We start from the raw sequence: 13,953 nt of genomic DNA, 5'->3' as shown, positions 1-13,953 counted from the left end.
CTGACCGTTCGGGGGTGCCTCCCGTCAAGACCTGAGCGACCGCGCACCCCGCAACGGCCCGGTGCCCCGGCGGAGAGTCCTCCGCCGGGGCACCGGGCCGTTGTGAATACGTGACCTTCTTCTACGTGCGCGTGACCTCTTCCCTGCGCGCGTGGCCTTCTTATGCGTACGCGTGACCTTGCTTGTGCGTACGCGCGGCCTTCCTGTGCGTACGCGCGGCCTACTTGAGCGCGCCCGCCGTCAGACCGGAGACCACCTGGCGCTGGAAGACGATGTACGCGGCCAGCACCGGGAGCATCGCGATCACCAGACCGGCGAAGAGCCCCGAGTAGTCGCCCTTGTACCCCTGGCTGGAGGCCAGTTCCACCAGCCCCTGGGCCAGCACCCGCTTCTCCGGGTCGGTGTTCAGCACCGTGGGCAGCATGTACTGGTTCCACTGCCCCAGGAAGTTGAAGATGCCGACGCTGATCAGGCCGGGCTTGGCCATCGGCAGCATCACCTGGAAGAAGGTGCGGGTGTGCGAGGCCCCGTCGATGATCGACGCCTCCGCCACCGAGGTCGGCAGCGTACGGAAGAACGAGGTCAGGAAGAACACGGTGAACGGCAGCGAGTACGCGATGTACACCAGGATCAGGCCGTGGATCGTGTTCAGCAGCCCCATGTTGTCCATGACGTAGAACAACGGGACCAGCGCCAGCATGATCGGGAAGCTCATACCGCCGACGAACAAGAAGTAAATGAAGCGGTTGCCCGGGAACTCGAAGCGCGCGAGCACATACGCGGCCATCGAGCCGAGGACCAGGGTGCCGACGAGCGACCCGCCCACCACCAGGACGGTGTTGAGAAAGTACTCGCTCATATGGGCCTGGCTCCAGGCCCGGCCCCAGCTGTCGAAGTTCAGCGAGCTGGGCAGCGACCAGGGGGTGTTGAAGATGTCCGAGTCGGTCTTGAACGAGGACATCACCGCCCAGAACAGCGGCAGGACCACCATGAACGCCCACAGGATGAGCATCCCGTGCGAGAAGACGTTGAGGACGTGGCCCTCGCTGCGCCGGGCGGGGGCCGCGGGGCTCTCGGCGGGCGTGCCGGTGCGCTGCGCCGGAACCTTGGACGCCTCGGTGCCGGAGGGGCCGGAAGGAGGGGTGTCAGTGGTCTTCATCAGAACTCCAGCCGCTCGCGCCGGCCCACTCGCATGACGACGGCGGCGAACGCCAGCGTCACGAGGAGCAGGGCGACACCGATCGTGGTCGCGTAGCCCGCCTGTCCGTCACGGAACGCCGCCTGGTAGACGTACAGCGGCAGGACGGTCGTCGAGTAGTCGGGTCCGCCGGGGCCGACGCTCATGATGTGGACGATGGCGAAGCCCTCGGCGCCGAGCGCCAGGATGCCCATGTAGACCCAGCCGGACTGGACCGTGTCCCACAGCAGGGGCAGCGTGATCCGGAAGAAGGTCGTGAAGCGGCTCGCCCCGTCCAGCAGGGCGGCTTCGTAGAAGTCCTTGGGGATGGAGGCCATGCCCGCGGAGAACAGCACGACGAAGAAGCCGGTCGTGCACCAGACGAGGACCCCCATGATGACCCACAGGGCCAGCTGCGGGTCGCCCAGCCAGTCCGGTACGTCGTCGAAGCCCACGGCCTTGAGCGTGCCGTTGATCATGCCCTGGGCCGGGTCGAAGGCGAACTGGAACAGGATGGCCACGATCGCGATCGAGAGCACCTGCGGGAAGAAGTAGGCGATCTTGTAGAAGCCGGAGCCCCGTACGCCCGCGATGGCGGCGCCCTTGCGGCGCCGCCCGCCCACGTTGAGCATGAAGGCGAAGAAGAGCGCGAGGCCCAGCGTCACCAGCGGCAGCAGAACCGCCAGCAGCACACTGTGCTGCAACGATTTCCAGAAGATGTCGTCGTCGAGCATCTTGGTGTAGTTGTCGAACCCGACCATCTTGAAGTCGGGGCTGAGCCCGGTCCAGTCCGTGAACGAATAGTAGATGGACTGGATGAAGGGCCAGATGACGAAGATGACGTACAACGCCATCGGGACCACCAAGAACCCGACTATGAACCGGTATTTACCGTGTTGCATCGTTACCGACTCCGACCTTCCCGTGCCGCCGCTGGTGACGCCCCGTCACTAGTGCTGGAAGTGCTTGATGGACTGGTCCTTGGCGGTCGCGTCGGCGAATGCCTGGATCTTCTTGATGGTCTCGGCCGGGGTGGCGCGGCCGGCCATCATCTCGCCGAGCGCGGCGACGCCGATCTGCTCCTTCTGGAGCTTCACGTACCAGTCCTGGAGGCGGGGGTTGACCACATTGGCGCCCGCCTTCTCCAGCGCCGCGACACCGGACTTCAGGCCGTCCGACAGTTCGAGGCCGTCGGTGCCGCCGTTGAAGGCGGAGAGCGACTTGGTGTTGCTGGTGAAGGACTTGGAGGATGCCTCGCTGAGCATGATGCGCAGCTGCTCCATGCCGCCCAGCGGGTTCTTCGCCTTGCTCGGGACGATGAACGGCTCGCCGCCGGACGCCCAGATGGTGCCGAAGGGCAGCTTGTCGGAGGAGTCGAGGCTGGAGGGCGCGCCCACGGACAGCTTGAAGTCCTTGGGGATGATCTCCGCTTCCTCGTTCTCGACCCAGGAGCCGTTCGGGATGAACAGCGCCTTGCCGCGGGCCCACGCGCCCTGCGAGCCCCGGTGGTCCAGGCCCGGGGTGCCCTTGAGGATGTAGCCCTTGGCGTAGAGCTCGTAGTACGCCTCGAAGGCCGCCTTGACCGCGGGGTGCTCCCAGGCTTTCGGCTCCAGGTTGTCGATCGCGTCGAGGACCTCGACGCCGCCGATCTTCCCGATGAACGGGTAGAGCGAGAACGGGATGTAGTACGGGTGCTTGCCGGGGTAGGTCCAGCCGGCGATGCCCTGCTTCTTCGCCTTCGCGCAGAGCGCGAGCATGTCGTCCCAGTTCTCCGGGTACGTGGCGTCGAGCTTGTCCAGCGCGGTCTGCGAGTACCAGACGCCGTAGACCGTGTACGCGTAGTACATGATCCAGACCGGGTCGCCGTCGAACTGGCCCATCTCGACGATGCCCGGCCGCAGGGTGTCGCGGACCGTCTTGGCGGGGTCGTCGATGGAGGGGGCGTCGAGCAGCGGGGTGAGGTCGGTGAGCTGCTTCTTGCCGACCAGGACGCCCATGTCCATCTGCTGGGCGCCGGAGTTGTCGATCAGGTCCGGCGGGGTGCCGCCGTTGAAGCGCGGCTGGAGGACCGACTGGATCTTCTGCGTCGCCGAGAACTTGACCGTCGCGCCGGGGTAGGTCTTCTTGTAGACGTCCCGGGCGTCCTCGGCGTACTTGGTGCCGAACCCGCCGTCGAAGATGACGATCTCGAGCGGTGCGCTGCCGTTGACGGCCAGCGGGTTCTTGTCGGTCTTCTCGCCCTTTTCGACCTTGTCGTCGTCGCTGCTGCTGCCGCTCGCGCAGGCGGACAGGAAGCTCATCGTCGGAACAGCGATCAGGCCGAGTGCGGCGGAACGCTTGATCAGATCGCGACGGCCGAGGCCCTCACTGGTGTGAGCGGAGGTGGATCCCATGCTCAAGTCCTCGCCTTCTTACAGGACTCAGGCGGTGTACCGGTCACCCATCGAAAACTCGCCTCAGGCGAAGGGCCCCGCCACCGCGGTCAGTTGCGCTTGGGTCATGCAGATATGCAGGTGTACCGGAGGAAATCCGGCGGAGTGGAGTGTCGGAGAACCGTACAGCGAGGACGCCTGTCGACGCCCCGCAACCGTCCCCTTGTTTCCCCGTGTGCGCATCCGTGCGATACGGCTGTGCGGATGGCGACAGGTATAGTCCACTTGCCGCCAACTGAGCAAGATCGAAAGCAGGTTTGGGCGGCAGTCTTTCCCGAGTTGAGACCTCACCGGAACCTCGGCACCGTGCGTCCTCACCCCGGGGCGGCTATTTCCCCTTACGACCGATTCGCCGCGGGCGACGGCCGAAGCTCTGAGCAACACCCTTGACACGTCCTGCCACTTGGCTCCCTACTGGACCTTGCATCCCGCTATGACAACGTTGTCCAAGCACGCTCCGGGGAGGAATGGCTCGGTATGCAGCCACCACGTGGTCTCCACCATGGCGCTGGGAAGGTCTTCAGCAGCGCCGCCCGCACGAGACGGAGCCGCACGGCCGCCGTCCTCGCGGCATCACTCGCCCTGGCCCTCGCGGCCCCCACGGCCGCCGTCGCCGGCCCGTCCCAGGCGCCCCAGAAGCCTTCCGGCGAACGGACGTTCCGCTCCTCCTTCGAGGCGGACGAGAAGCAGCCGGACTGGCGCAACACGGTAGAAGAAGGACCGGACGGCACGAAGCGCTCCTCAGGTGTCGACGGCGGCTTCTCCGCCGGAATACCGGGCAATGTCACCGACCGGGTGACCGACGTCCGCGCCAGCGCCGAGAACACGGCGGGCGGCGAGGTCAAGGAGAACCTGGTCGACGGCGAACCGGGCTCCAAGTGGCTGGCGTTCGCGACCAGCGGCTGGGTCGAGTTCGACCTCGACGAGCCGGTGAGGGCGGTGACGTACGCGCTCACCTCCGCCAACGACCACGCCCCGCGCGACCCGAAGGACTGGACGCTCAAGGGTTCGGCGGACGGCGAGAAGTGGACCGACCTCGACCAGCGCACCGGCGAGACCTTCACCAAGCGGCACGAGACCAAGTCGTACGATTTCGCCACCGACACCGCCTACCGGCACTTCCGGCTGGAGATCACCGCCAACAACGGCGCACCGGACATCCTCCAGCTCGCCGACGTTCAGTTCTCGAACGGTGACACCTCCGCGCCCGCCCCCGCCGAGATGCGCAGCCAGCCCGACCGGGGCCCCTCCGGCTCGCCCACCGCGAAGGCGGGCGCGGGATTCACCGGAAAGAAGGCACTGCGATACGCGGGTACGCACCAGCCGGACGGCCGCGCGTACTCGTACAACAAGGTCTTCGATGTGAACACGGCGGTCACCAAGGACACCGAGCTCTCCTATCTCGTCTACCCGCAGATGGGCGAGACGGATCTCGACTACCCCGCGACCCACATCGCGGTGGACCTCGCCTTCACCGACGGCACGTATCTGAGCGAGCTCAAGGCCACCGACAGCCACGGCGGGCTGCTGACCCCGCAGGGCCAGGCGGACGCCAAGCGCCTCTACGTCAACCAGTGGAACAAGGTCGCCTCCCGCATCGGCACGGTGGCGGCGGGCAGGACGGTCGACCGGATCCTGGTCGCGTACGACTCCCCCAAGGGCGCGGCGAAGTTCCAGGGCTGGGTCGACGACATCGCGATCGCCCCGAAGGCCCCCGAGAAGCGCAAGGCGCATCTGTCGGACTACGCGCTGACCACCCGAGGCACCAACTCCAGCGGCGGCTTCTCGCGCGGCAACAACATTCCGGCCACCGCCGTCCCGCACGGCTTCAACTTCTGGACGCCGGTGACCAACGCCGGTTCGCTGAGCTGGCTGTACGACTACCACCGGGGCAACAACGCGGACAACCTCCCCACGCTCCAGGCGTTCAGCGCGAGCCATGAGCCGAGCCCGTGGATGGGCGACCGGCAGACCTTCCAGGTGATGCCATCGGCTGCTTCCGGCACCCCGGACGCCGCCCGCACCGCCCGCGCGCTGCCCTTCCGGCACGAGAACGAGATCGCGAGGCCGCACTACTACGGCGTCACGTTCGAGAACGGCCTCAGGACCGAGATCGCGCCGGCCGACCACGCGGCCCGGATGCGGTTCACCTACCCGGGCAAGGACGCCAGCCTGGTCTTCGACAACGTGTCGAACGCCGGCGGCCTCACCCTGGACCCGAAGACCCGCTCCTTCTCCGGCTACACGGACGTCAAGAGCGGCCTGTCCACCGGGGCGACCCGCATGTTCGTGTACGGCGTCTTCGACGCGCCGGTGACGGACAGCGGAAAGCTGAAGGGGGGCGGGGGCGACGACGTCACCGGCTTCTTCCGCTTCGACGCGGGCAAGGACCGCACGGTCGGCCTGCGGCTGGCCACCTCGCTGATCGGCGTCGACCAGGCGAAGAAGAACCTGGCGACGGAGATCCCGGAGTCCGCCTCCTTCGAGAAGGTGCGGCGCACGGCGCAGGCGGCCTGGGACGACGTCCTGGGGACGATCGAGGTCGAGGGCGCGAACGCGGACCAGCTGACCACGCTCTACTCCAGCCTGTACCGCCTCTACCTCTACCCGAACGCCGGCCACGAGAAGGTCGACGGCAGGAACAAGTACGCGAGCCCCTTCTCCAAGCCGACCGGCACGGACACCCCGACACGGACCGGGGCGAAGATCGTCGACGGCAAGGTGTACGTCAACAACGGCTTCTGGGACACCTACCGCACGACGTGGCCCGCCTACTCCTTCTTCTCCCCGAAGAAGGCCGGGGAGTTGGTGGACGGCTTCGTCCAGCACTACAAGGACGGCGGCTGGACGTCCCGTTGGTCCTCCCCCGGCTACGCGGACCTGATGACCGGGACCAGTTCGGACGTGGCGTTCGCGGACGCGTACGTCAAGGGCGTGAAGTTCGACGCGGAGGCGGCGTACGACGCGGCGGTCAAGAACGCCACGGTGGCCCCGCCGTCCTCGGGCGTCGGCCGCAAGGGCATGGAGACCTCGGTCTTCACCGGTTACGCGAACACGGCCACGCACGAGGGGCTGTCCTGGTCGCTGGAGGGCTACCTCAACGACTACGGCATCGCGCGGATGGGCCAGGAGCTCTACAAGAAGACCAAGAAGCCCCGCTACAAGGAGGAGTCGGCCTACTTCCTGAACCGGGCGCAGAAGTACGTGAAGCTCTTCGACGAGAAGGCGGGCTTCTTCCAGGGCAGGAAGCCGAACGGCGACTGGCGGCTGCCCTCCGGCAGTTACGACCCGCGCGTGTGGGGCTACGACTACACCGAGACCAACGGCTGGGGCTACGCCTTCACCGCCCCGCAGGACAGCCGGGGCCTGGCCAACCTGTACGGCGGGCGCGCGGGGCTCGGCGCGAAGCTGGACACGTACTTCTCCACGCCGGAGACGGCGGGCCCGGAGTTCGTCGGCAGCTACGGCGGGGTCATCCACGAGATGACCGAGGCGCGTGACGTGCGGATGGGCCAGTACGGGCACAGCAACCAGGTCGCCCACCACGCCACGTACATGTACAACGCCGCCTCGCAGCCGTACAAGACGCAGGAGAAGGTCCGCGAGGTGCTGGGCCGCCTGTACATTGGCAGCGAGATCGGGCAGGGCATCCACGGCGACGAGGACAACGGCGAGCAGTCCGCCTGGTTCCTGTTCTCGGCGCTCGGCTTCTACCCGCTGGTGATGGGCAGCGGGGAGTACGCGGTCGGCTCGCCGCTCTTCACGAAGGCGACCGTCCGCATGGACGACGGCCGCAAGCTGGTGGTCAAGGCCCCGAAGAACAGCGCGAAGAACATCTATGTGCAGGGCCTGAAGGTCAACGGCAAGAAGTGGACCTCCACCGCGCTCCCCCACTCCGTGCTGGCCAGGGGCGGCACGCTGGAGTTCGACATGGGCCCGAAGCCGTCCGCCTGGGGCTCCGGCGAGGACGCGGCCCCGGTCTCCATCCAGCGGGACGGCAAGGCCCCGACGCCCAGGGGCGATGTGCTGAAGGGCGGCGGCGCGCTGTTCGACGACACCTCGGCCACCTCGGCGGCAGTGAAGTCGGTGGAGCTGCCGGCGGCCCCGGCCACCAAGGCGCTCCAGTACACGCTGACGTCGTCGGCGGCGGACAAGGCTCCGGCGGGCTGGACCCTCCAGGGCTCGTCGGACGGCGAGAAGTGGACGGACCTGGACCGCCGCTCCGGCCAGTCGTTCGCCTGGGACCGGCAGACCCGGGTGTTCTCGGTGGACCGGCCGGGCGCGTACGCGAAGTACCGGCTGGTGCTGACGGGTTCGGCGACGCTGGCGGAGGTGGAGCTGTTCGACTGACCCGTACGGCGTACGGAGGCGGCCGGCATCCCGAGGACGGGGCGCCGGCCGCCTGCGTCGTGGGCGGTCCGCCTCCGTGTGCGGCCGGTGTCCCGCGTACGGCTCCGGGGCGGTGACTTGTCCGCCAGTCGGGGCAAAACTGACGCCGTGTCGGCGCTGCTGTCGGCATATGACCGTGGCGCTGTGTTTCTTCTGGGCGTGCTGCACCGATTTGTACGACTATCACTTCGGCTCCCAGGAGTAGTCATGTCCTCGTCCCTCCCCCTGCGTCCGACCGCCCTCCGCATCGGCGCGGCCGCCGTGGCCGCCGCCGCGCTCACCGGCGTGTCCCTCGCCGGCGCGTCCGCCGCCTTCGCCGCCCCCGGAGACAGCGGCGAACTGAAGGTCCACCGGGCGGGCACGCCGTACGGCGACTCCCGCGACGAGTCCAAGGTGTGCCGGTTCAACCTCTCCGCCGTCAACTTCGAGACGGTCCCGCTGATCAACGTCACCGTCGCGCCGCAGCCGCCCGCGCCGACCCGCCCCACCCTCACCGCCGCGGTCACCCTGGCGGCCGGGATCGGCCACTCGCAGGACTACTCGCTCCCCAACGGCCAGTACCGGGTGACCTGGACGTTCCCGGGCGGTGTGCCCAAGCAGAAGCTCTTCACCGTGGACTGCCGCCCCTCCGGCGGCGTGCCGGCGGGCGGCGGCGGGGTGCCGACCGTCGAGAGCAGCACCGCGTCGAGCGACGGGATGTCGGTCGGAGCCGCCTCCGCGCTGGCCGCCGGCGGCATCGGAGCGGCCGGCCTGATCCTCGCCCGCCGCGCCGCCCGCCGCCGTGCCGATGGCGCCGCGTAACACCGGCCGCCGGCGGCGACGGCGACGCGGCCCGAGCCGCGCCTGCCGTCTCTCCATCACCCTGGGCGTCACCTTCACGCTCGTGACCGCCGTGGTCCAGGGATGCTCCAACGACTCCCCGGACCCCGGCGCGACCACCGCGTCGGCGGTCGCGGACGGCAAGGTGCACCGGCACCCGGAGGCGGGCGGTTCGCCGTCGCCGCCCCCCTCCTCCGGCCCCGCGGCCGGCACACCCGCCCGTCCGTCCGCCCCGGCCACGCCGAAGGCCCGGCCGGCTCCGCCCCCCGCCCCGCTGCCCCGCTCACCGGCGACGAGGCTCTCGATCCCGGCGCTGTCCCTGGAGGCCCCGGTCGTCGGGCTCCCCCTCGACCGGGCGGGGCACCCGGGGACCCCGCCCATCAGCAAGCCGAAACTGGTGGGCTGGCACGGGGACGGACCGACCCCGGGCGAGCAGGGGACGGCACTGGCGGTCGGCCACCGCGACACCCTGACCGGGCCGGCCGTCTTCCTCAACATCAGCATGCTGCGCCCCGGCAACACCGTCAGGGTCACCCGCGCCGACCGGCGTACGGCGGTGTTCACCGTCGACGCGGTGCGCACGTACCAGAAGACGTCGTTCCCCGACAAGGAGGTGTACGGCGACCGGGGCCGCCCGGAGCTGCGGCTGATGACCTGCGGCGGCCGCTTCGACAAGAAGACCGGGTACGCGGCCAACGTGATCGTCTTCGCCCATCTGACCGGCGTGCAGAAGGCGTGAGGCGGCAGCGGCCTTCCGCCGGGGGCGTACGGACGACCGTCCGTACGCCCCCGGCGGGCGTCCTACCGCGGTAGGAGCCCGTCCGGCAGGGCCAGGTTGAGTGCGGCGACGACCGGCCGGCCGTGTTCCGTCCCGAGCCGGGAGACCGCGCCGGTGGCGAGCTGGAAGAGCCGCCCCTCGGCCGGGGTCAGCCCCAGGTAGCGGGCGGTGAGCACCCGCAGGAAGTGCGAGTGCGCGACGAGCGCGATGTCCGCGCTCCCGATCCCTTCGGCGGCCGACCGGACGCCCGCGAGCACCTGGTCGGCGCGCTGCCCGACCTGGGCGGGGCTCTCGCCGGGGTGCTCGTCGGAGCCGGGGTCGACGCCGTCGGTCCAGAGGTTCCAGAAGGGGCGGGTGCGGCGGATCGCCCGGGTGGTGACGCCCTCGTATCCGCCGTAGTCCCACTCCCGCAGCTCGGGGGTGACCCGGGGGGCGTGGAGCCCGGCCAGCTCGGCGGTGCGGCGGGCCCGGACCGAGGGGCTGACGAGGGTGAGCCCGATGTTCCGGTCGGCGAGCAGGGGGACGAGGGCGCGGGCCTGGCGCTCACCGACGTCGGTCAGGGGGAGATCGGTGTAGCTGGTGTGCTGCCCGGAGCGGGACCACTCGGTCTCGCCGTGCCGGATGAGGATCAGCTCGCCCATGGTGGTCCGTTCGCTCTCTGTGCGGGTGGCGGGGAGGGTGGTGCGGGTGGCGGGGGGGAAGAGTGGTGCGGGCCGTGGCCACGTACCGTAAGGCCCCTGCCTGATCGACTTCCCGTGGGGGAACCTCATGTCCAACGGCTTTCCGCCTCCGTCGCCCGAACAGCCGCAGCCCCGGGCGCCGGAGCCCTCGCCCTGGGCGCATCAGCCCTGGGCGGCCCCCGCCGCACCGCCGCGCAAGCAGCGTACGGGGCTGATCGTGACGCTCGCCGTGGGCGGCGGGCTCGTCGCGGTGGGGGCGATGGCGACACTCGTCTACGCGTTGTTGCAGACGGCATCGGATTCCATAGCGCTGCCTCCCGAACGGTCGCCGGCCCCTCACAGCACGGCGTCCGCCGCCCCCGGGGCGGGGGCGGATGCCGAGGCGGAACCGGGCGGGCCGGCGGTGGAGGGGGACGTCACGATCACGGCGTGCACGAGGGACTCCGTGATCGGATGGCAGTCCGCCGACGTGAAGGTCGTCAACGGGTCGGCCAGTGCCGCCGACTACGTCATCAGCGTCGAGTTCCTGGACCGGGACGGCACCACGGTCGCGGAAGGGGTGACCGGAGTGGTGGGTCTGGCGCCCGGCAAGGCCGTCGCGAAGAAGGTCCAGGGCCTGGGCGAGGTGCCGCACGGCACGACCTGCCGGATCAACGACCTCTCGCGCACGCCGTCCACGGGCTGAGAGCGGGCGGGAACGCGGAAGGGCCGCCCCCCGGGGAGACCCGGAGTGCGGCCCTTTCTGCTCTGCCGGCTACCGCCTGTGCCTACTTGCGGATCAGGCTGCGGAGCACGTACTGGAGGATGCCGCCGTTGCGGTAGTAGTCCGCCTCGCCGGGGGTGTCGATGCGGACGACGCCGTCGAACTCCACACCGGTGTCGGTGGTGACCTTGACCGTGCGCGGGGTGGTGCCGTTGTTCAGCTCGGTCACGCCGGTGAAGGAGAAGGCTTCCTCGCCGGTGAGGCCGAGGGTCTCGGCGGTCTCGCCCTCGGGGAACTGGAGCGGCAGGACGCCCATGCCGATGAGGTTCGAGCGGTGGATGCGCTCGTAGGACTCGGCGATGACGGCCTTGACGCCCAGGAGCGCGGTGCCCTTGGCGGCCCAGTCGCGGGACGAGCCGGAGCCGTACTCCTTGCCCGCGAGGATCGCGAGGGGGGTGCCGGCGGCCTGGTAGTTCTGCGAGGCGTCGTAGATGAACGACACCGGGCCGTCGGCCTGGGTGAAGTCGCGGGTGTAGCCGCCCTCGGTGCCCGGCGCGATCTGGTTGCGCAGGCGGATGTTGGCGAACGTGCCGCGGATCATGACCTCGTGGTTGCCCCGGCGCGAGCCGTAGGAGTTGAAGTCACGGCGCTCGATGCCGTGCTCCGTGAGGTACTTGCCGGCCGGGGTGTCGGCCTTGATGGCGCCGGCCGGGGAGATGTGGTCGGTGGTGACCGAGTCGCCGAGCTTGGCGAGCACCCGGGCGCCGGTGATGTCCTCGACCGGGGTCGTCTCCATCGTCATGCCCTCGAAGTACGGGGGCTTGCGCACGTAGGTGGACTCGGAGTCCCACTCGAAGGTGTTGCCGGTCGGGATCGGCAGCGCCTGCCACTGGGCGTCGCCCGCGAAGACGTCCTGGTAGGACTTGTTGAACATGTCCTCGCCGATGGCGTTCGCCACGACGTCGTTGACCTCGGCCTCGGAGGGCCAGATGTCGGTCAGGAAGACCGGCTTGCCGTCCTGGTCGGTGCCGAGGGCGTCCTTGGTGATGTCGACCTTCATCGAACCGGCGATGGCGTACGCGACGACCAGCGGCGGGGACGCCAGGTAGTTCATCTTGACGTCGGGGTTGATCCGGCCCTCGAAGTTGCGGTTGCCGGAGAGCACCGAGGTGACGGCGAGGTCGTTGTCGTTGACCGCCTTGGAGACCTCCTCCGGCAGCGGGCCGGAGTTGCCGATGCAGGTGGTGCAGCCGTAGCCGACGAGGTTGAAGCCGACCTTGTCGAGGTACGGGGTCAGGCCCGCCTTGTCGAAGTAGTCGGTGACGACCTTCGAGCCCGGGGCGAGGGTGGTCTTGACCCACGGCTTGCGGGTCAGGCCCTTCTCGACCGCCTTCTTCGCCACGAGGGCCGCGGCGACCATGACGTACGGGTTCGAGGTGTTGGTGCAGGAGGTGATCGCGGCGACGGTGACGGCGCCGTGGTCGATCTCGTACGTCGAACCGTCGGGGGCCGTCACGGTGACCGGCTTGGACGGGACGCCGTTCGGCGTGCTGGACGGGGCGTCGGAGGCCGGGAAGGACTCCTTGCTCGCCTCCATCTCGTCCGCGACGTAGTTGCGCACGTCCTGGGCGAACTGCTGGGAGGCGTTCGCCAGGACGATGCGGTCCTGCGGGCGCTTGGGGCCGGCGATGGAGGGGACGACCGTGGAGAGGTCGAGCTCCAGCTTTTCCGAGAAGTCCGGCTCGGCGGCCGGGTCGAGCCACAGGCCCTGCTCCTTGGCGTACGCCTCCACCAGGGCGACCTGCTGCGCGTCGCGGCCGGTCAGGCGCAGGTACTTCAGCGTCTCGTCATCGATCGGGAAGATCGCGGCGGTGGAGCCGAACTCCGGCGACATGTTGCCGATGGTGGCGCGGTTGGCGAGCGAGGTGGCGGCGACGCCCTCACCGTAGAACTCGACGAACTTGCCGACGACGCCGTGCTTGCGGAGCATCTCGGTGATGGTCAGCACCAGGTCGGTGGCGGTGGTGCCGGCCGGGAGCTCGCCGGTCAGCTTGAAGCCGACGACGCGCGGGATGAGCATGGAGACCGGCTGGCCGAGCATCGCGGCCTCGGCCTCGATGCCGCCGACGCCCCAGCCCAGCACGCCGAGGCCGTTGACCATGGTGGTGTGCGAGTCGGTGCCGACGAGGGTGTCGGGGTACGCCTGGCCGTTGCGCACCATGACCGTACGGGCCAGGTGCTCGATGTTCACCTGGTGGACGATGCCGGTGCCCGGGGGGACGACCTTGAACTCGTCGAAGGCGGTCTGGCCCCAGCGCAGGAACTGGTAGCGCTCCTTGTTGCGGCCGTACTCCAACTCCACGTTCTGGGCGAACGCCTCGTTGGTGCCGAACTTGTCGGCGATGACGGAGTGATCGATGACCAGCTCGGCCGGGGCCAGCGGGTTGATCTTCGCCGGGTCGCCGCCGAGCTCCTTCACGGCCTCACGCATGGTGGCGAGGTCCACGACACACGGCACGCCGGTGAAGTCCTGCATGATCACGCGGGCCGGCGTGAACTGGATCTCCTGGCTGGGCTGCGCCTGGGAGTCCCAGCCCCCGATGGCCCGGATGTGGTCGGCGGTGATGTTCGCGCCGTCCTCGGTACGGAGCAGGTTCTCCAGCAGGACCTTCAGGCTGTACGGGAGGCGCGCGGAGCCCTCTACCTTGTCCAGCTTGAAGATCTCGTACGACTCGTCGCCCACGCGCAGCGTGCTGCGGGCGTCGAAGCTGTTCGCCGACACGACAGTCTCCTTCTTCAAAGTGCGCGTCTACCGCGCCGCGCCTCATTGGCAGCGGGCGCCGCGTTGTGCCGCCTACGGCCCCGACCATCCGCTAAGGTAAGGATTAGTTAGGTAACCCTTACCGGGCGGCGGCTGCGGTGCGCCTCGGCAGATATCTCGATGTCGAGATAACTCTAGTACATAGCCGCCGCTC

At 69.2% G+C, this 13,953-nt stretch carries 9 protein-coding genes; 4 read left to right on the top strand and 5 right to left on the bottom strand.

The window, feature by feature from the left end; genetic code table 11:
- Positions 1 to 220: 220 nt before the first annotated feature.
- Genes ACLJPL_RS14050 through ngcE form a run of 3 tightly spaced genes read right to left on the bottom strand, consistent with a single transcriptional unit; the run spans position 221 to position 3,570 of the window.
- Positions 221 to 1,159 carry a carbohydrate ABC transporter permease gene (locus ACLJPL_RS14050; RefSeq protein WP_411081140.1) on the bottom strand — a complete coding sequence of 313 codons (939 nt, stop codon included), beginning with the start codon at positions 1,157 to 1,159 and terminating at the stop codon, positions 221 to 223.
- Entirely contained in the window at positions 1,159 to 2,079 is a 921-nt protein-coding gene (locus tag ACLJPL_RS14045; protein ID WP_411081139.1) for a carbohydrate ABC transporter permease, read from the bottom strand. Before ACLJPL_RS14045 ends, ACLJPL_RS14050 begins: the two co-directional genes overlap by 1 nt.
- A 48-nt stretch (positions 2,080 to 2,127) precedes the next feature.
- On the bottom strand, positions 2,128 to 3,570 hold the full coding sequence (gene ngcE / locus ACLJPL_RS14040) for an N-acetylglucosamine/diacetylchitobiose ABC transporter substrate-binding protein (RefSeq protein WP_411081138.1): 1,443 nt from the start codon (positions 3,568 to 3,570) through the stop codon (positions 2,128 to 2,130).
- A gap of 516 nt (positions 3,571 to 4,086) precedes the next feature.
- On the opposite strand from ngcE, the gene ACLJPL_RS14035 reads away from it, so the two are divergent.
- The 3 genes from ACLJPL_RS14035 (at position 4,087) to ACLJPL_RS14025 (ending at position 9,556) form a co-directional block, all read left to right on the top strand.
- Positions 4,087 to 7,959: a GH92 family glycosyl hydrolase gene (locus ACLJPL_RS14035; protein ID WP_411081137.1), complete on the top strand. Its 3,873-nt coding sequence runs from the start codon at positions 4,087 to 4,089 to the stop codon at positions 7,957 to 7,959.
- A 246-nt stretch (positions 7,960 to 8,205) separates the two neighbouring features.
- Positions 8,206 to 8,799: a hypothetical protein gene (locus ACLJPL_RS14030; RefSeq protein ID WP_411081136.1), complete on the top strand. Its 594-nt coding sequence runs from the start codon at positions 8,206 to 8,208 to the stop codon at positions 8,797 to 8,799.
- Positions 8,786 to 9,556 (top strand): class F sortase, encoded by a 771-nt coding sequence (locus tag ACLJPL_RS14025; protein ID WP_411081135.1) that lies wholly within the window; start codon positions 8,786 to 8,788, stop codon positions 9,554 to 9,556. Before ACLJPL_RS14030 ends, ACLJPL_RS14025 begins: the two co-directional genes overlap by 14 nt.
- 62 nt (positions 9,557 to 9,618) lie before the next feature.
- Here ACLJPL_RS14025 and ACLJPL_RS14020 read toward each other — a convergent pair whose 3' ends face one another.
- Complete coding sequence (locus ACLJPL_RS14020; protein ID WP_411081134.1) at positions 9,619 to 10,236, bottom strand: histidine phosphatase family protein; 618 nt, start codon at positions 10,234 to 10,236, stop codon at positions 9,619 to 9,621.
- 127 nt (positions 10,237 to 10,363) lie between these two features.
- On the opposite strand from ACLJPL_RS14020, the gene ACLJPL_RS14015 reads away from it, so the two are divergent.
- Positions 10,364 to 10,960: a hypothetical protein gene (locus tag ACLJPL_RS14015; protein ID WP_411081133.1), complete on the top strand. Its 597-nt coding sequence runs from the start codon at positions 10,364 to 10,366 to the stop codon at positions 10,958 to 10,960.
- Positions 10,961 to 11,042: 82 nt separating this feature from the next.
- On the opposite strand, the gene acnA is transcribed toward ACLJPL_RS14015, so the two are convergent.
- Positions 11,043 to 13,760 (bottom strand): aconitate hydratase AcnA, encoded by a 2,718-nt coding sequence (acnA, locus tag ACLJPL_RS14010; protein WP_411081132.1) that lies wholly within the window; start codon positions 13,758 to 13,760, stop codon positions 11,043 to 11,045.
- Positions 13,761 to 13,953 lie beyond the last annotated feature (193 nt).

The sequence above is a fragment of the Streptomyces sp. cmx-18-6 genome, assembly GCF_046548915.1.
GTDB lineage: Bacteria > Actinomycetota > Actinomycetes > Streptomycetales > Streptomycetaceae > Streptomyces.
The sequence above is the reverse complement of the archived record's forward strand: the minus strand, read 5'-3'. Positions and strand labels throughout refer to the sequence as shown.

What these genes read in the sequence shown, in the direction of transcription:
- ACLJPL_RS14030 (WP_411081136.1), top strand. Translation starts at nt 8,206, where the DNA reads ATGTCCTCGTCCCTCCCCCTGCGTCCGACCGCCCTCCGCATCGGCGCG.
- ACLJPL_RS14025 (WP_411081135.1), top strand. Translation starts at nt 8,786, where the DNA reads ATGGCGCCGCGTAACACCGGCCGCCGGCGGCGACGGCGACGCGGCCCG.
- ACLJPL_RS14045 (WP_411081139.1), bottom strand. Translation starts at nt 2,079, where the DNA reads ATGCAACACGGTAAATACCGGTTCATAGTCGGGTTCTTGGTGGTCCCG.
- ACLJPL_RS14015 (WP_411081133.1), top strand. Translation starts at nt 10,364, where the DNA reads ATGTCCAACGGCTTTCCGCCTCCGTCGCCCGAACAGCCGCAGCCCCGG.
- ngcE (WP_411081138.1), bottom strand. Translation starts at nt 3,570, where the DNA reads ATGGGATCCACCTCCGCTCACACCAGTGAGGGCCTCGGCCGTCGCGAT.
- ACLJPL_RS14050 (WP_411081140.1), bottom strand. Translation starts at nt 1,159, where the DNA reads ATGAAGACCACTGACACCCCTCCTTCCGGCCCCTCCGGCACCGAGGCG.
- ACLJPL_RS14035 (WP_411081137.1), top strand. Translation starts at nt 4,087, where the DNA reads ATGCAGCCACCACGTGGTCTCCACCATGGCGCTGGGAAGGTCTTCAGC.
- ACLJPL_RS14020 (WP_411081134.1), bottom strand. Translation starts at nt 10,236, where the DNA reads ATGGGCGAGCTGATCCTCATCCGGCACGGCGAGACCGAGTGGTCCCGC.